21 protein-coding genes and 1 tRNA gene are annotated in these 15,832 nt (G+C 48.5%); 5 read left to right on the top strand and 17 right to left on the bottom strand.

Annotation, left to right across the window (positions count from 1 at the left end):
- Nucleotides 1-98: 98 nt before the first annotated feature.
- Nucleotides 99-467: a hypothetical protein gene (locus AYW79_RS02565; RefSeq protein WP_156481739.1), complete on the top strand. Its 369-nt coding sequence runs from the start codon at nucleotides 99-101 to the stop codon at nucleotides 465-467.
- Here AYW79_RS02565 and AYW79_RS02560 read toward each other — a convergent pair.
- The 7 genes from AYW79_RS02560 to AYW79_RS02530 all read right to left on the bottom strand — a co-directional run bounded on the left by AYW79_RS02560 (nucleotide 464) and on the right by AYW79_RS02530 (nucleotide 4,065).
- Nucleotides 464-844, bottom strand: a complete 381-nt coding sequence (locus AYW79_RS02560; RefSeq protein ID WP_231877727.1) for a DsrE/DsrF/DrsH-like family protein — start codon at nucleotides 842-844, stop codon at nucleotides 464-466. The genes AYW79_RS02565 and AYW79_RS02560 overlap by 4 nt on opposite strands.
- Before the next feature lies 1 nt (nucleotide 845).
- The gene (locus tag AYW79_RS02555; protein WP_067561213.1) at nucleotides 846-1,190 is read right to left on the bottom strand and encodes a DsrE/DsrF/DrsH-like family protein; all 345 of its coding nucleotides are present in this window, start codon (nucleotides 1,188-1,190) and stop codon (nucleotides 846-848) included.
- Between the two features lie 69 nt (nucleotides 1,191-1,259).
- Nucleotides 1,260-1,577: a thioredoxin gene (gene trxA / locus AYW79_RS02550; RefSeq protein ID WP_067561211.1), complete on the bottom strand. Its 318-nt coding sequence runs from the start codon at nucleotides 1,575-1,577 to the stop codon at nucleotides 1,260-1,262.
- 109 nt (nucleotides 1,578-1,686) lie between these two features.
- Nucleotides 1,687-2,265, bottom strand: coding sequence for a sulfurtransferase TusA family protein (locus tag AYW79_RS02545; protein WP_269449011.1), 579 nt, complete (start codon nucleotides 2,263-2,265; stop codon nucleotides 1,687-1,689).
- A gap of 22 nt (nucleotides 2,266-2,287) precedes the next feature.
- On the bottom strand, nucleotides 2,288-2,683 hold the full coding sequence (locus AYW79_RS02540) for a DsrE/DsrF/DrsH-like family protein (RefSeq protein WP_067561209.1): 396 nt from the start codon (nucleotides 2,681-2,683) through the stop codon (nucleotides 2,288-2,290).
- Between the two features lie 149 nt (nucleotides 2,684-2,832).
- Nucleotides 2,833-3,636 carry a sulfite exporter TauE/SafE family protein gene (locus AYW79_RS02535; protein ID WP_156481738.1) on the bottom strand — a complete coding sequence of 268 codons (804 nt, stop codon included), beginning with the start codon at nucleotides 3,634-3,636 and terminating at the stop codon, nucleotides 2,833-2,835.
- Nucleotides 3,637-3,684: 48 nt separating this feature from the next.
- The gene (locus tag AYW79_RS02530; RefSeq protein WP_197460882.1) at nucleotides 3,685-4,065 is read right to left on the bottom strand and encodes a rhodanese-like domain-containing protein; all 381 of its coding nucleotides are present in this window, start codon (nucleotides 4,063-4,065) and stop codon (nucleotides 3,685-3,687) included.
- A 176-nt stretch (nucleotides 4,066-4,241) separates the two neighbouring features.
- On the opposite strand from AYW79_RS02530, the gene AYW79_RS02525 reads away from it, so the two are divergent.
- Nucleotides 4,242-4,502, top strand: a complete 261-nt coding sequence (locus tag AYW79_RS02525; RefSeq protein WP_067561207.1) for a metal-sensitive transcriptional regulator — start codon at nucleotides 4,242-4,244, stop codon at nucleotides 4,500-4,502.
- A gap of 52 nt (nucleotides 4,503-4,554) precedes the next feature.
- Here the strand turns inward: AYW79_RS02525 and AYW79_RS02520 are convergent, their stop codons facing one another.
- Together AYW79_RS02520 and AYW79_RS02515 are read right to left on the bottom strand one after the other, a co-directional pair.
- On the bottom strand, nucleotides 4,555-4,995 hold the full coding sequence (locus AYW79_RS02520; RefSeq protein ID WP_067561205.1) for a DinB family protein: 441 nt from the start codon (nucleotides 4,993-4,995) through the stop codon (nucleotides 4,555-4,557).
- Between the two features lie 22 nt (nucleotides 4,996-5,017).
- Nucleotides 5,018-6,733, bottom strand: coding sequence for a methyl-accepting chemotaxis protein (locus tag AYW79_RS02515; protein ID WP_067561203.1), 1,716 nt, complete (start codon nucleotides 6,731-6,733; stop codon nucleotides 5,018-5,020).
- Between the two features lie 235 nt (nucleotides 6,734-6,968).
- On the opposite strand from AYW79_RS02515, the gene AYW79_RS02510 reads away from it, so the two are divergent.
- Complete coding sequence (locus AYW79_RS02510) at nucleotides 6,969-7,634, top strand: class II aldolase/adducin family protein (protein ID WP_067561201.1); 666 nt, start codon at nucleotides 6,969-6,971, stop codon at nucleotides 7,632-7,634.
- A 72-nt stretch (nucleotides 7,635-7,706) separates the two neighbouring features.
- Here the strand turns inward: AYW79_RS02510 and AYW79_RS02505 are convergent.
- A tRNA-Arg gene (locus tag AYW79_RS02505) sits at nucleotides 7,707-7,785 on the bottom strand.
- Nucleotides 7,786-7,982: 197 nt separating this feature from the next.
- Between AYW79_RS02505 and AYW79_RS02500 the strand changes: the two genes are divergently transcribed.
- Nucleotides 7,983-8,288, top strand: coding sequence for a hypothetical protein (locus tag AYW79_RS02500; RefSeq protein ID WP_067561199.1), 306 nt, complete (start codon nucleotides 7,983-7,985; stop codon nucleotides 8,286-8,288).
- A gap of 51 nt (nucleotides 8,289-8,339) precedes the next feature.
- Here AYW79_RS02500 and AYW79_RS02495 read toward each other — a convergent pair whose 3' ends face one another.
- From AYW79_RS02495 to guaB, 7 genes are all read right to left on the bottom strand, one after another.
- Complete coding sequence (locus AYW79_RS02495; protein WP_067561197.1) at nucleotides 8,340-9,002, bottom strand: GNAT family N-acetyltransferase; 663 nt, start codon at nucleotides 9,000-9,002, stop codon at nucleotides 8,340-8,342.
- A gap of 93 nt (nucleotides 9,003-9,095) precedes the next feature.
- Nucleotides 9,096-9,395 (bottom strand): hypothetical protein, encoded by a 300-nt coding sequence (locus tag AYW79_RS02490; RefSeq protein ID WP_067561195.1) that lies wholly within the window; start codon nucleotides 9,393-9,395, stop codon nucleotides 9,096-9,098.
- Nucleotides 9,396-10,694, bottom strand: a complete 1,299-nt coding sequence (serS, locus tag AYW79_RS02485; RefSeq protein WP_067561193.1) for a serine--tRNA ligase — start codon at nucleotides 10,692-10,694, stop codon at nucleotides 9,396-9,398. It abuts the gene before it with no gap.
- A 131-nt stretch (nucleotides 10,695-10,825) separates the two neighbouring features.
- Nucleotides 10,826-11,413, bottom strand: coding sequence for a pyridoxal 5'-phosphate synthase glutaminase subunit PdxT (gene pdxT / locus AYW79_RS02480; RefSeq protein ID WP_067561386.1), 588 nt, complete (start codon nucleotides 11,411-11,413; stop codon nucleotides 10,826-10,828).
- A 7-nt stretch (nucleotides 11,414-11,420) separates the two neighbouring features.
- Nucleotides 11,421-12,305, bottom strand: a complete 885-nt coding sequence (gene pdxS / locus AYW79_RS02475; RefSeq protein ID WP_067561191.1) for a pyridoxal 5'-phosphate synthase lyase subunit PdxS — start codon at nucleotides 12,303-12,305, stop codon at nucleotides 11,421-11,423.
- A 79-nt stretch (nucleotides 12,306-12,384) separates the two neighbouring features.
- Entirely contained in the window at nucleotides 12,385-13,113 is a 729-nt protein-coding gene (locus tag AYW79_RS02470) for a glycerophosphodiester phosphodiesterase family protein (RefSeq protein ID WP_067561189.1), read from the bottom strand.
- A 67-nt stretch (nucleotides 13,114-13,180) separates the two neighbouring features.
- Nucleotides 13,181-14,644, bottom strand: a complete 1,464-nt coding sequence (gene guaB / locus AYW79_RS02465) for an IMP dehydrogenase (protein ID WP_067561187.1) — start codon at nucleotides 14,642-14,644, stop codon at nucleotides 13,181-13,183.
- Between the two features lie 90 nt (nucleotides 14,645-14,734).
- Here guaB and AYW79_RS02460 point away from each other — a divergent pair, with 90 nt between their 5' ends.
- Complete coding sequence (locus AYW79_RS02460; protein ID WP_067561185.1) at nucleotides 14,735-15,751, top strand: YaaC family protein; 1,017 nt, start codon at nucleotides 14,735-14,737, stop codon at nucleotides 15,749-15,751.
- Nucleotides 15,752-15,832 lie beyond the last annotated feature (81 nt).

The following is a 15,832-nucleotide window of genomic DNA, read 5'->3' as shown; positions in this document are numbered from 1 at the left end:
TCGTTTAATATCCTAAACGGAAGGGTTTGACACGTATAAAATATTCACACGCTTATATCGATTCCTATTCCTCGCAACGTGCGTTGCGAACGAAGCAGATGCGTCGTATTGTCATTCTCACACTTATCGGAATGATTCTTAGCCTCGTCACACTCCGAACCGGATTATGGTACGGTACCTGGGTGATTAGCGCAATGCTCGGATTCGTTACCGTTTATCGACGGGACGCATTACTCTCAGGGCTTTTAATAGGAGCTTGTTCATGGGGCGGGCAACTTGCATTTGACGCGATCACGGGACCGCTAATGAAGGCCGCGAACACCATTACAGACATCATGGGAATTGGCAGTGCCGCGGGATTCATTCTCCTCGCGATAACCGTTGTGTGGGGAATTTTTCTCGGCTTGTTTGGGGCTTGGTTTGGGAGCTCGATTGGACAGCAGTTTCGGACGTCACGTTCATCCTAAAAGTGGACAAAAAGATCCGCATCTGCCGATTCATTGAGGATCCAGCGGAGTTCCTTTCGCTCAATCAACCACTTCGTCGGAACGTGGTCTTCATCAATGACAACAAAACGAACGCCCATCTCTGACGCAATCTCTAAGAGCTCCATAATGCTCGGCGCGCCAAAATCATAAAGACCATTCGCGAGATAGGCGCCTCCTTTCGAGGGAATCGGTATATAGTCAGAGCGCAAGATATCGACTCCGTCTCGCCCAAATGCCAAAATCACTTCAGCACCCGACGAAACAGCGCCGACCGCAATATTCAACGGTGGATACGCAGACTCTAATTCACTATGTAAAACGAAGAGTACCACTTTTTTAGATTCCAACGCGATCACCTCAATAGCTGAAGACAGCGTCAGCTCGGTATGCGCATTCAAGAAATGTGACCACACCAGCCGGTTCAACACCATCGATACAGTGAAGGTGACAAGAATTCATGACATTCATTTGGCATGCGTATAAATGGATGCCCGCTTGAATCGCCTGTTCGAACAGTGCCAAAAGATCAATGCCCAGTTCCTTGGAAAGATGATTCGCATACCGCTTATCCAGCGCATGCGTTCCATCCAAATCAAAGAAAAGGTCAATCTCGTGTGTTGAGATTCTCTGCAGCGCATCCTTTAAAACTTGCGGGACGCGCTCGCTGCGCGCGATAAAATAGACGATGTGTCTTGTCTTCACGGAGCACTCTCCATTGCGACGTATTTTCTCGCATTCGCTCGGCGCGCACCCGCAACGATTTTTCCGAGATCAAATGATCCCAGTCAATTGAGAGATCAATTGAGCTTTGGGTACAAATCCTACGATTTGCTTTACCGGCTTACCTTGTTGAAACACGATGATCGTTGGAATGCTCATAATACGGTATTGCTGTGACATCTGTGGGTTCTGGTCAACATCGAGCTTACCAACTTTGAGTTTAGCGGCATACTCATGGGACACCTCTTCAAGAACAGGAGCCATCATCTTGCAGGGACCACACCACGTTGCCCAAAAATCAACCAAGACAGGTTTATCCGAATTGATAAAATCACGAAACGTTGCGTCTGTAATTGCAGTCGTCGCCATCTTCATACCCTCTCTCTCAAACCGTCTGATCTCAATCCTATCGTTCCCAGCACAGCGATGCACGATGTAGAAAACTCGCACAACAGGCAGGTTTTCTACATCATCCAAATTACGACTGACTTTGTTCGAGATCAAAAGTCCACTCAGACATGCCAGGCACTACATTTTTCACATGTGGAAAGCCGTGCTCGGATAGAATTTGACACGCCGTATCACTACGATTGCCGCTTCGACACACAACATGGATCACTTGATCGGCAAAGTTGCGAAGTGATTCAAGTTCCTCTTCGAGTTGTCCCAGAGGCACATGTTTCGCTCCAGGAATATGTCCAAAAGTATACTCCATGGGTTCACGAACGTCCAGAATCACCGGATTTTGAGATAGCAATGCTTGGAGTTCCTCATTGCTGATCACGTCCGCGTGCCGACTCTCTGGCCTCACCTCGTTCGGATCGGTCCGACGGATGTAGTGTTTGAAAACATTTCCATCTTTCGTTGTTCCAATAAACTGATGTCCCGTGCGCGTCGCCCAACTCTTGATATCAGCAACCGAACCTGGATCAGTTGCGAGCACTTCCAACACTTGGCCAGGACTCACTTGATCAATCGCCTTTTTCGTTTTTACTATGGGCATTGGGCACGAAAGCCCTTTGCAATCAATTGTCAAATTAACAAGTTGCTGCGTCACTTTCGATGCTCCCCCTTTAACCTTAAAATGTCACTGACACGTCTGCATCGTAGGCGAAATCCAAAAAGGCGACCGCTCCGCCCACTTCAATTCCATCGATAAAATCGTCTTTACTTAAACCCATAACATCTACGGTCATCTGACAAGCAATCATTTTTACACCGCTGTCCTGCGCAATTTCGAGTAATTCGCTTACCGTCGGGACATTCGCGCGTTTAAACCCTTCCGAAAAGTGCTCATTCTCAGGACGAAGCTTGAGCATTGTTTCGGATTGTTTGTGAATGATCGACAATCCTTCAAACGTAAAAAAAATTCCAACTTCCGCATCGGTGGCCGCTGCCGCCGTAGCAATGTTTAAGACTTTGTAGGCAGCCTCTAGCCCACCGTTTGATGCGATAATCGCCACGCGCTTCGCCATCGATTTCCCTCCAATAAATGAATTAAGTTTGAGATGGCGCAGAGTTCAACCCTTACGCCTTCTCCTGAGCTACGCCAACGGCGTATACCATAGAGGGTATAGTACGATGATGTCATCCTCCATGTCAACCGAGAAACAACCATTGTTTTCTATAAATGCATGGCTTGGAAGTTGATGATTAGCATGTAGATTGCCACAACGATGATAATCGACGAGAAGATATAATTTAGGGTCTTGCGTTTTGCACTCAATTTTGTAGCTGCCCACGACCCAAATACGCCACCAACGATTCCCCCGACAACATACATGAGCACGACCCACCAATCGATCAACCCAGATACTGCATAACTGATCGCTGTCGTTAATCCGAACGTCCCGACAGAGAAGAGTGAACTGCCAATCGCCAGAATCATGGGCATCCCGGTACTAAAGATCAATCCAGGAACAATCAAGAACCCGCCGCCAATGCCAAAGAACCCTGACAAAAGTCCGACCAACAGCCCTGCGATGATAATTCTCAGCCAGCGAATGTTGCTTCTGTCAAACGTTTGTCCAGATGTTGCTTTTTTAGGACGAAGCATAAGGACCGCTATCACTATCATGAGAATTGCAAACAAAAAAAGAAGCTGCTTATCTGGAACCAATTTTCCCAAAACTGTCCCTAGATATGCACCGGCAATCCCGGGAAGCGAAAAGACGATCGCCGGCTTCCACCATACATTCTTCTTGCGTGCGTGCGAAATCAGGTTGATATATGCATTTACAGAGACTGCGAGCGCAGTGCTTCCAATCACCACGTGCGGGTCACGTAACCCAACGACGTAGAGTAGCAGTGGAACCGCAAGAATGGAGCCACCGCCACCAAGTAAGCCTAATGTAAAACCGACCACACCGCCGGATACAATAGCGAGAATTGTCTGCGAGACCGTAAGTATGGCCATCACCCCATCCATTCAGATTCACTCAAGACATTCAAGATGAAAGACTTGTCTTTGCTTACACTATTTTTTTACAGGACCGCTCCAACTGGACATACCGCCGGTCAGATTATAAATCGCTTTCAATCCACCCTTTTGTGCTTTACGCGCCGCCATGGAACTGCGCGCACCACTCCTGCATACAAATACGACATCTTTATCCTTCGGGATTTCAGCTAGCATCCGATCCAATGTTCCAAGAGGGATATTTCTCGCCTTTGCAATGTGCCCACTTTTAAACTCAGAAGGCTCACGCACATCCACGATCTCCAGAGATGAAGCATCACTCTTTAATCTTTCCTGCAAGGTTGCAGAACTGATTTGTGAAACTCCGGAACCACGTTTACGGCTCCAAAAAAAATAGGCCACAATCACCAAAACCAAGATCAACCATGTATAATTCAATGAACGTACCCCCTCTATCACATCTACGAGATAGGGTATTTATATACCTATCGGGGTATATATGTCAAGTGAGACGCGTGCTCCCCTCTCTCCAATCTTTTCGTATTGACGCCAAACAGGACAAGATTATAATACCCTTAAAGGTATAGAATATCCTTTATAAAGGAGCGAGATGCATGGAGTATACAGATAAAATGTTCAATCGGCTTAAGCGTGTAGAAGGTCAAATTCGCGGTGTTTTGGAAATGATGGAAAAAGAAAGGGATTGTAAAGATGTCGTGACTCAACTCTCTGCGATTCGCAGCGCAGTGGATAAAGCGATTGCTGCGATTGTCGTTGACAATTTAGAGAAGTGCATTCGCATGGATATGGAGAACGAGATTTCTACACACGACGCAGTGCAACAAGCAATGAATCTTCTGTTAAAAAGCAGATAACGGATAAAGCTCCGTCACCGCTTTCGTGAGCGAAGCTCTATCCGATCGGCGATCAACCGAGTAACTTCTTAATAAGTGGAATCTGTCCTCGGTGATGGGTGGCGTGCGCAATTGTGTAACTGATGAGCTGGCGCTTGTTTAACTCGCCAATGCCTAGTTTCATTCCCGGGTCGGTCAAGTCCTCCAAGGTGACCTTTGTCAAAACCTGCCTCGCATAGGGAAGTGACGCAGCCCACGCCTGACGAATGGCAAACAAGTCCCACTGCTCAACCTTAAACGGCTCTCCCGGATTGGTTTCAAGTAACGCCCCTTCAATACCCGAGAGAAATTTTTTCTCAACGCGAGTAATATGATCCACCACGGACGCGACATTGTTGAAATTGGGAAACGGTTTTTTTAACCACTGTCCATCCGTCAAATCGTTCAGCATGTTGTCAATACTTTCATGGACTGCCGTAAGGAGCGCATAAAGATCGGATACCTCTTGAATCATGTCATTACCTCCCCGATTTTACCTATACTTTAAAGTGTGACAGTTTTTCTTGCAATGCTTCCGCCATACTTGAGAGTTCTGTCGCCGACGCCGCAATGTCTTCCATGGATGCCAACTGCTCTTGAGCTGCCTCCGACACATTTCTTGTGCTCGTGAACGCCCCGGAGGTTAGATTCGACACGTTTTGCATGGATTGGTTAGCGTCAACCGTACCCTCAGACATTCGCTCTACAACAGATGAGACCTCGGCGATTTGTTGCGACACTTCTTGAATCCCGCGTTGAATGTTTGTAAACGCAGAGCCTGCCGTTTGAACATCATTCATCCCATTTTCTACTTTCTGCTGCACAGAGGATGTCAGATCCACGGTGGCAGACATTTCTGTTTGAATCGAGTGAATGCGATCGGCAATTTGTTTTGATGACGCAGCCGACTCTTCTGCCAACTTCCTCACTTCTTCTGCAACAACCGCAAAGCCCCTTCCATACTCCCCAGCCCGCGCCGCTTCGATCGCTGCGTTTAACGCGAGCAGGTTCGTTTGCCCCGAGATTTCGCTGATCACATTGACAATTTCGCCTATGTGCTGTGAGTGATTTTCTAATGCGCTAACATTTGACGCAAGGATGCGAACCTGAGATTGAATTCCAACCATCGCATCATAAACCTGTTGAATCGCAATTAACCCTTGATTGGAGAGTGCGGTTGCATCAACCGAAGTCGCGGCGACACTCTTTGTGCGCTTGGAAATCTCTTGTGCGGAAGCGCCAATCTCAGAGATGGTGGTAACTGCCGCGTTTGTGCTCGACGATTGCAGTTCAGCGCCTGACGCAACCTCTTGAATATTTTCTGCAATGCGTTCCGTGGCGACACTCGTTTGCGAAGCGTTTGCCATCAGTTCCTGAGAGGCTGCAACGACGTGCTGCGCGCTATCGCTCACACTCATTAAAATCCCACGCAAACGGTTGACCATTTCATTATAAGATTCAGCAAGAACGCCGATCTCGTCTTTATTTTTCACACGAAGCGCCTCGACACTAAAGTCTCCGTCCGCGATCTGATGTACTCTTTTCACAATGAGGGTGAGTGGCTTTAAGAGGATGTACACAAAAAACATGATGCTAAGCGCAAAGAGGACGATGATCACGCCGCCGAATAGAACAATTTGTTCCTGACTCTTTGCATCCATCAAGGTGCTCTTCGCGTTTTGTTCAACAATCACTTTTCCAATATCCTCAAGATTGATCAAATCCGTGGTAAGGGCGTTTGAAACTGCACTATTGGTAATATACATAATCTGTTGGGCCGCTTTGTGATCCGTCACGTTCAGTTTCTCAACTTGCGAAAAGTAACCTTCATAACCTGTCGCATCGCGCATCGCGCGACGTAACAAGGATTGGTCAGTTGCACTTGCCATGAGCGGCGCGAGATTCTGTAGGGATTGATTGAGGCTGGCTTCTGCCACCTTGATTTGATTAAAGGTGGCTTGTCTAAGTGTCTGATTTCCAAAACCGTTTAGCCCGACCCACATGTTCGATTGATCATCCATAGTTAAAAAGGAAGTATAAGCTTGATGTGAATATTGATTGATGCGAATACCCGTATTGCGAAGGAGGTTGGTTGCCTGGATTACCCTCTGCGAATGTTGAAACGATACAATAATCATGATAATTACGGCAGTGACAATGATGCCCAGCAACAACATGAGCTTGCCCACGAAACTATGACGGATTCGATTCACACTATGTAACCCCTTACTTTATATTTAAAATAGATATAAAGTTAACATAGCATACGGTTGTATGTGATACAACCAATTTCGACATAATACGACAAAGGCACACTCATAAACTATACCCTGTGCTCTATTCCAAAATCCCGAATGTTCCCGCCCGCGGTTTTCCAACCTCTTGCGTCAAACGCATTATGCTGTATAATACAGTATAGATCCACAATACCTACGGGGGTGTTTAACGATGGATGTCAAAGAAGCAAAACAAGCGATTATTCAAGCGGCCATTTCGTTGAGGGATGCTGGGCTGATGTTTCGCGGTCACCACGCCAATCTGTCTGCTCGTCTAAGTGAAGATACCATGTTGATGACACGCGGCGGTAATGTTGCCAGTCTCGATGAGGATAGTTTTGCTGTCATTCGAACAGACGGTACGGTTCTCGAAGGCGAAGTTATGCCCACACAGGCGGAAATCATTCAAATGCATGCCGCTGTTTATCGAGCCCGTCCAACTGTGGGCGGAATCATCCACACCCACGCACCGCACGCTACCGCATTTGCGATCGCACACGAACCCATTCCCGTGGTCTACGAACCACTCATGCGCTTTGGCGTGACCGAACCTACACCTGTCATCGCCTGGGCTCCGCGGGGTTCTGACGCCTCTGTACAAGGAATTGTCAACGCCGTCGAAAAAAATTCTGGCGTTTCAGCCGTTCTTCTAGCCAACCACGGCGTACTCGCCTTTAGCAACACGCCTTCAGAAACTGCGCAATTGCTAGCTACGCTCGATGAAGCGGCAGAGTTGATTCTTCACGCTCGCCTTATTGGTGGCGAGAAGCCTTTGCCAGAGCAAGCCTTCAGACAAATCGAAGAGCGCAAACGTGAATTTGCATCTGCCAAAGCTTAATCACTTTTTTCGGGAGTAAAATTAATAAAAGCGGCTACCCAGATCTCTGGAAGCCGCTTTTATTGTACTTTTTGGCGCACCCGGAGGGACTCGAACCCCCGCAAGACGTGGTTTAGGAAACCACCGCTCTATCCACCTGAGCTACGGGTGCATGTTCCATAAATCTTAGAATACCACAGTTCAATTCAACCTCAAAATACACTTTCAACCAGTCCCACTCACAGCCCATGCACTTGCAAATCAACATCGAGTTCGCAATGAATCAGCGTTTGTACCTTCCATTTGCCCCGAATGTCGCATTGATTGACGGTGTAAGACGTTCAATTCGCATGGGGAGGTGTTATACGCATGCATCCGCTGTATCATCAAGCGCGTTCACTCTACGGCCAACCCGTTTGCGTTCACGCCTACGGACGGGCTCATTATGGGGTCATCCATCATGTGACGGCAGACGGTATCCACCTACGTCAGATGAATACAAACGGCGCTCGCACCGTTTCAATCCGTCAAAATGATCAGGATAATTTACCATCCGCAGACGCTGTAAGCGCAATCCATCACGGTGAGTCAGAATCATTTGAGCAAGTCTTCTGGCCGTTTTTCTTCCTGCCATTCCTCGCAATCTCAGCTCTCAGCCCTTGGTGGTACTGGTAAAAATAAAGGTTAGGCACCTTAACGTGCCTAACCTTTACCCAACGCACATTTTCACTGTGGTGGTTGTGCTTCACCCGTAGTACGTAATGTCTTTATCATTACAATCGTCTGCGGTTGATTCGACTGAACTTGTACATAACCCAATCGTTGCACAAACGCTTGACTGCGCGTGTTCGTTCCTTGGATGAACACTTCGATCTCATTCATCCCCATCGCGCGCGCCTCTTGCTCCAAATATTTCATGATGCGCGTACCGTACCCGTGGCCTTGGTGCCCTTTGCCAATGACAAGTGAGCCAACATTCATGCGCCCAAAATCATCCGCGACGTAGCTTACATAGCCCGCGACCTGGTCATTCACCAAAATCATGCGCGTCTGCGCGCTTTGGATGTATTGCATCACCATGCTCATATCGAGATCGTTTCCATAACTCTCTCGATAAATGCCGCTTAGTTCTTCCTGAGTGACACGCGTGACGACAGCTTCATCCTCCGGCAACATCATGCGAAGCGTCAAGCGGGTTGCGGCAGGAGATTCCATTTGCATCGGTTCGGCCACATCCGTAGACGCTGCTGTAACGTGATCCGCACGCGTCGCGTGTGGGCGCGGGCGACGTTTTTTGGCTGGCTGTTTCTTGGTGCCAGCCGCCAGCGTCACAGGTTGTTTTTGAGAGGATTTTGTTGAATTAACGCGGAGCTTGCGATCTTCTGGCACGGTTGCGTCTCCCCTTGATCTGTGCGTAGACGGTCAGCACAAAGCGAATCCGTCTCGATACGACACTATATGACTCAAGGAAAGAATCCGCGCCTACCTATTCAAACCTTTTCCTGTCTTGACAGATGAACCTGATCCTTTACGCCGCTGCTTTAGTGCACGCAACGTGATGGCAAACGTAAAGATCCATCCCAGTGACTGGAAGACAACTGCGATCGCTATACCTGAACGAGCAGGCATAGCGAGCAATCCAATCATAGAAACGAGGAAAAAAAAACCGCTGATGATTGCCGAACGTTGAAAGGCGGACACAGCCATCACCTGGTGCTGTATCCACAAACACACGAGAAGCACCCCATCAGCCGCCACCCAGAGCGCGAACGCCGTATTCATCTAGATACGCTCATTGGCGTAGCCCATACGCGTCACGCCGCCCATATAAGGAATCAATACCTCTGGTACGCGGATCGTTCCATCTGCTTCCTGATAGTTCTCAAGAATCGCCGCCATGGTTCGCCCAAGCGCTAGCGCTGATCCGTTTAACGTGTGAACAAACTCAGGCTTGCTCTTCTCCGTTCGGCGAAAGCGAATGTTTGCTCTTCGCGCCTGAAAATCTTCGAAATTACTACAGGAAGAAATTTCGCGATACATCTTTGCTCCAGGGAGCCACACCTCAAGATCGTACTTTTTTGTCTCTTTAAAACCTAGATCACCTGTGCAAATTTCGATCACGCGATAAGGGAGTCGAAGCGCGCGCAGCACGGCTTCTGCATCCTCTACGATCGCCTCAAGCGCATCATAAGAGCTCTCAGGGGTCGTAAATTTCACCAGTTCGACTTTTTGAAATTGGTGCAGCCGAATAAGCCCACGTGTGTCGCGACCAGATGAACCTGCCTCTGAGCGAAAGCTCGAACTGAATCCAGCATAGTTAATCGGCAGCATTTCCAGCGCAAGAATCTCATCCCGGTGGAGGTTCGTCACAGGAACTTCGGCTGTTGGAATGAGGTAAAAGTCCTCATCCGCGACGCGAAAAACATCGTCTTCAAACTTCGGCAAATTTCCCGTCCCAACCATGCTTGCACGATTGACCAGATAAGGCGGCCACACTTCTTCATAACCGCGCCCCGCCTGCATGTCAATCATGAAATTCATCAGAGCACGCTCTAAACGCGCTCCCAATCCTTTATAGATAACGAAACGAGAACCACTCACCTTTGCCGCACGCTCAAAGTCGAGAATGCCTAAAAGTTGACCAAGATCCCAGTGGTTCTTTGGTTCAAATGAAAAAACTGGAGCCTCACCGTGTCGACGAAGTTCGGGATTCTCCTCTTCACTTGCGCCTTCTGGGACACTGTCATGGGGGAGATTGGGCAATCTCAAGAGACAGTCCTCAATGACTTGCTCTGATTCCCGAATTTGCGCATCCAACGCCTGAATTTGATCGCCCACCAAACGCATCTTTTCAATCAACGACTGTGCATCTTCACCATTTCTTTTTGCTTGTGCCACCTGTTGAGTAACCGCATTTCGATTTGCCTTTAGCTGTTCTGTTTCCGCAACATATTCTCGCCATTTTCGATCTTCATCTAAAAATTGCTCAAACATATCGATGGTTTCCTGTGACTCGCGCCTTCTTGACAATGCCTGTCGCATTCGATCCGGGTTTTGTCGCAAAAGCTTCGCATCCAACACAAAAACCACTCCCATGTTTATCAATATCCAATGCCCAAAAGATACCATACTCCCGGGTGACGGGCAATTCCCGCCAAAGAGGCAGCCTCACGGCTGCCTCTTCATCGCTATTCTCTACTCTTCTTTATAGCTTAATCAGGTTGGCTTGATCCCCGAACCATATCTAGAAAATACGCGTGCATGCGCAAATCATCGGAGAGTTCCGGGTGAAACGCAGTTGCCAGTCGATTGCCTTGGCGTGCCGCCACGATTTTTTCTCCGTATGTGGCCAGCACGCTCACGTCAGATCCTGCCGAAACAATATGAGGTGCCCGAATGAAGACGCATGGAAACGCCTCCCCATCAATCTCAGAAATCGGCAGATTCGCCTCAAACGACTCTCGCTGCCGCCCGAAACTATTGCGATCAACCACCGTGTCCATCACGGCGAGATGCGCTTCATCGCTGCCCTCAATCTTCTTTGCTAGAAGAATCAATCCCGCACATGTCCCAAAGACCGGCATCCCATCTTCGATGCGTTCCCGAATGCCGTCATAGAGCTCATATTTGCGAATCAGCTTACCAATCGTCGTGCTTTCTCCACCCGGAATAATCAGCCCATCAATCACCTGAAGGTCTTCTGGATGTTTGACAAGCACAACCTCACTGCCTACACGTCGTAGATGATCCGCGTGTTCGCGAACCGCTCCTTGCACGTTTAGTACTCCTACACGTTCCATCAGGCAATCACCAACCGCGTTCAGCCATACGCTCATTATTAGCAAGCGTAGACAATTCGATCCCCTTCATCGGTGTTCCAAGATCCTTTGAGAGACGCACAAGAAGGTCGTAATCCTGGAAATTCATCGTCGCCTCAACCACGGCACGCGCAAATTTCTCGGGGTTCTCCGATTTGAAAATTCCGGAACCGACAAATACGCCATCCGACCCAAGCTCCATCATGAGCGCTGCATCTGCCGGTGTTGCAACGCCGCCCGCCGCAAAATTCACGACAGGGAGCTCACCCGTTTGATGAATCTCAAGCAAGAGTTCATAAGGTGCACCGATCGCTTTAGATTCGGCAACGAGTTCATCTTCTGACATCGCGGTTACTTTGCGAATTTGAGCGCGCATCGTGCGAATGTGTTTCACTGCTTCAATGATATTCCCCGTACCGGGTTCGCCTTTTGTACGAAGCATCGAGGCCCCTTCTGCAATTCGTCGTAACGCTTCACCAAGATCGCGCGCGCCACAGACAAATGGAACCGTGAAATCTCGCTTATTGATATGAAATTTGTCATCAGCCGGTGTCAAAACTTCACTCTCGTCAATGTAGTCAACGGCCATCGCTTCAAGAATGCGCGCCTCGACGATATGCCCAATGCGACACTTTGCCATGACGGGAATCGAAACTGACTTCATGACCTCTTCAACGATGGTCGGATCCGCCATGCGAGCGACTCCACCTGCAGCGCGAATGTCACTCGGAACCCGCTCCAACGCCATGACGGCAACTGCCCCCGCCGCCTCAGCAATGCGCGCCTGTTCCGCGTTGATGACGTCCATAATGACGCCGTTTTTTTGCATTTGCGCCATTCCTCGCTTGACGCGATCTGATCCAATTACAGTCATAAGTAATTCCTACCTCTCCGTCAACTTTTATTTCTTCCATTATCTCTTTGGTGCAACCCATTGACTAGAGTATAGCACATCATCTACGGTCTCCGGAGCGCATCTGTTGAACGATACGGCGCGCCCTCAACGGATCATCCGTAATAATCGCATGCGTCCCCAGGCGAAACAGTGCAGACACATCTTCTGTGCGATTGACCGTATACGGACGAAGCGATACTCCCAGATCAATGGCCCTGCGAATGTACATAGGAGACAGACTGCGGAGATGGGGATGAATCGCCTGAAAACCTCGCGCATACGCCTCATCTGGCGTCAAAACGTGAAACTCGGTACAAAGAGGCGCAACCTGTACACCCGAATCAACAGCCTGCATCTTTCGCAACACATTCCAGGAAAACGATGAGACGATCGTGCGCTCTATCATATCGTGATCGCGAATCAGTTGAAGCAACCGCTCCTCTGACAAATTCGCTCCCTTTACTTCAATATTTACTCGCATCGAGGTGCTCCTGACAAAGTCAAGTACTTCTGCGAGTGTCGGAATGCGTTCACCGCGAAAGGACGCTCCAAAGATAGAACCTGCATCCAATCGCCTTAACTGATCATAGGTGAGTTGCGCAACAGCGCCTGTTCCTTGCGTCGTACGCTGAACCGTGTCATCGTGAATGACAACGATTGTCCCATCCGCCGCAACGTGAACATCCAGTTCGATAGCATCTGCGCGTTGATCATAGGCTGCCACAAATGCGGCCATCGTATTTTCAGGCGCATGCGCGCTCGCCCCTCGGTGTGCAAAGATCTCCATTCTACACGCCCCTGTTACGTTTCATCATAACAATAATGTAGAATACGCCGATCTGCTCCTCAGATGACTAAACGCTGTAATTTGGAGCCTCTTTTGTAATATGCACATCGTGCGGGTGACTCTCGCGCAAAGCCGCACTGGTGATACGAATAAACTGAGTATTTGTTTGCAACTCTTCAATGGTGCGCGTTCCGCAATAGCCCATCCCTGCTCGTAATCCACCGACTAATTGATATACCGTATCCGTGAGCGGACCGCGATAAGGAACACGACCTTCGATTCCTTCGGGAACGAGCTTCTTTTGCTGATCCTGGAAATAGCGATCTGAGCTACCAGATTTCATCGCACCGATTGAGCCCATGCCACGGTAAACTTTAAAACTCCGTCCCTGAAAGATTTCCAGGTCGCCAGGGCTCTCTTCAGTTCCTGCAAAGAGACTCCCGAGCATCACGACACTCGCTCCTGCAGCAATCGCCTTTGTAATGTCTCCCGAGTACTTTATACCACCGTCTGCGATGACCGGAATGTGATACGAGCGAGCAACTTGTGCACACTCATAAATTGCAGTGACTTGTGGAACGCCGATTCCCGCCACAACACGTGTGGTGCAGATTGATCCCGGACCAATACCGACTTTGATCGCATCCGCCCCTGCCTCAATTAAATCGCGCGTTGCGTCAGCAGTCGCTACATTTCCCGCAATCAAATTCATCTCTGGAAACTCTGCTCGCATCTTGCGAACAAGTTCCAGAACACCTGTGGAGTGTCCGTGAGCTGTGTCCACAATAATGACATCCGCGCCCGCCTTCAGTAGCGCCCTCACGCGCTCAAACGTGTCAGACCCGGTTGAGACGGCTGCACCAACCAACAATCGTCCATGACCGTCTTTCGCCGCGAGCGGGAACTGTTTTGCCTTTTCAATGTCCTTGATCGTAATAAGTCCTTTTAAGGTGTTATGTTCATCAACAATAGGGAGTTTTTCAACTTTGTGGAGTTGGAGAATATCTTTTGCCTGCTCAAGCGTAGTCCCTACTGAAGCGGTTACGAGACGATCTCGCGTCATCACATCTCCAATGAGCCGGGAAAAGTTCTTTTCAAATCTTAAATCGCGGTTGGTGAGAATCCCCACCAGTTTCATCTTCTCATCGACAATAGGAACCCCAGAAATCCGATATTTCGCCATAATCTCTTCAGCGTCGTGAATCTGATGATCAGCCGTTAGATAGATCGGATCCGTAATCACGCCACTCTCTGAACGCTTCACTCTGTCAATTTCTTCAGCCTGCTGCTCAATCGTCAGGTTCTTATGGATGATGCCAATTCCGCCTTCGCGCGCAATGGCAATCGCCAATTTTGATTCTGTGACAGTATCCATACTGGCACTCATGAGAGGAATATTTAAACGAATCTTGCGTGTCAACTGTGTGGATGTATCGACATCTCGCGGAAGAACATCCGACTTAGCAGGTCGAAGTAACACGTCATCGAACGTCAGTCCTTCTATGGCAAACTTTTGTGCGTCAAATGGCACACGAAACCCCCCTATTCTTTGTATACCACACGCGTACACTGGCGGATATTACGAGTAAGTCTAACGAGCGTATGGAGTGGTGTCAACCGTATGAATTCAAATGTTCCTTACGAGCTTCCCGATCTGCTTTCTACCTTGGAGTTGCCTGCAGGCGCCCGTGCATTTTTAAAAGATAATGAACGTATTAAACCTGAAGAGCGCATGGATGTATCTTATCGTCTGTCCTCTTTGCTAAGGATGGGCAGAACCTATTTTGTCCAAGCAGAGAGGGGGACACTCGCGCTTCGGCCACTGCTTCTCTACTACGGAATTCTCAACTATACAAAAGTCCTTGTTCTACTCCATCACAGAACAACGAAAACAACAAACTCCACGCAACACGGTTTAAGTACAGCGCGAAAGAAATCAACAAACCATGAGTATTGGCGTGATCGCATTTATTTAAAGCGCAGAGGAGCCATGCTTGATTGGCTGATGACCTTTAATCCGGAAAATCTGAAACATCTCTCAAGATTTGACCAAGATTACTCCTTTAAAATCGATGAATTGTGGGGTTGTATTCCAGAGGTGGACGATTTACAACTAATCATGAACCGTTCTCGGCGAACATCGAAGTGTACTGTCTCTCAAACCAAGTTAAACCTCGCCGCAGATTTGCCTAGACGGTGCCAGATGACTCACGAGGAAATTAAGATACTTTTTACACAAGACCGAACCAGCGAACGATGTGAAACGCCTCAGACAGAAGTTCAGTTCGTGCAAAACGTATGGATGACGGGAGAGCCCACGTTACGGATGATGGATCACCCGCTACGTTGTAAGCGAACAGACGGGGATACAAAAACGATCAACTTCGTATTTATCCCACCGGCAATTCACCATGAAATTCCCCTTCTACCAGAACCATTCATCTGGACGTGTTTACTTTTTCACGCAAGCATGATCGCTCGCTATGAAGCAGAAGAATGGATTTCTCTCGTCGGAGAAGAATCATCAGTTGAAACTCTGATGATGAAGCGATTATGTACATTAGTCCTGCACGAGTTTCCAAATTATCTGGCTAACCAGATCCTTGGGTGCATCCATATGAAAAAAGCGACACCGTGAGGTGTCGCGCGTTGTCTGGCAACGTCCTACTCTCCCAGGACCCTGCGGTCCAAGTACCATCGGCGCTGGAGGGCTTAACTG

It is taken from the genome of Ferroacidibacillus organovorans (assembly GCF_001642725.1).
GTDB classification, from domain to species: domain Bacteria; phylum Bacillota; class Bacilli; order Alicyclobacillales; family SLC66; genus Ferroacidibacillus; species Ferroacidibacillus organovorans.
This window is presented reverse-complemented; position numbering and strand designations above follow the sequence as displayed.

Excerpts from the sequence above, each read along its gene's own strand:
- AYW79_RS02535 (WP_156481738.1), bottom strand. The coding sequence starts at position 3,636 with ATGGATGGGGTGATGGCCATACTTACGGTCTCGCAGACAATTCTCGCT.
- AYW79_RS02510 (WP_067561201.1), top strand. The coding sequence starts at position 6,969 with ATGGATGTCAAAGAAGCAAAACAAGCGATTATTCAAGCGGCCATTTCG.
- AYW79_RS02540 (WP_067561209.1), bottom strand. The coding sequence starts at position 2,683 with ATGGCGAAGCGCGTGGCGATTATCGCATCAAACGGTGGGCTAGAGGCT.
- pdxT (WP_067561386.1), bottom strand. The coding sequence starts at position 11,413 with ATGGAACGTGTAGGAGTACTAAACGTGCAAGGAGCGGTTCGCGAACAC.
- AYW79_RS02525 (WP_067561207.1), top strand. The coding sequence starts at position 4,242 with ATGGAGTATACAGATAAAATGTTCAATCGGCTTAAGCGTGTAGAAGGT.
- AYW79_RS02470 (WP_067561189.1), bottom strand. The coding sequence starts at position 13,113 with ATGGAGATCTTTGCACACCGAGGGGCGAGCGCGCATGCGCCTGAAAAT.
- pdxS (WP_067561191.1), bottom strand. The coding sequence starts at position 12,305 with ATGACTGTAATTGGATCAGATCGCGTCAAGCGAGGAATGGCGCAAATG.
- trxA (WP_067561211.1), bottom strand. The coding sequence starts at position 1,577 with ATGGCGACGACTGCAATTACAGACGCAACGTTTCGTGATTTTATCAAT.
- AYW79_RS02500 (WP_067561199.1), top strand. The coding sequence starts at position 7,983 with ATGCATCCGCTGTATCATCAAGCGCGTTCACTCTACGGCCAACCCGTT.
- AYW79_RS02490 (WP_067561195.1), bottom strand. The coding sequence starts at position 9,395 with ATGAATACGGCGTTCGCGCTCTGGGTGGCGGCTGATGGGGTGCTTCTC.
- AYW79_RS02565 (WP_156481739.1), top strand. The coding sequence starts at position 99 with ATGCGTCGTATTGTCATTCTCACACTTATCGGAATGATTCTTAGCCTC.
- AYW79_RS02520 (WP_067561205.1), bottom strand. The coding sequence starts at position 4,995 with ATGATTCAAGAGGTATCCGATCTTTATGCGCTCCTTACGGCAGTCCAT.
- AYW79_RS02460 (WP_067561185.1), top strand. The coding sequence starts at position 14,735 with ATGAATTCAAATGTTCCTTACGAGCTTCCCGATCTGCTTTCTACCTTG.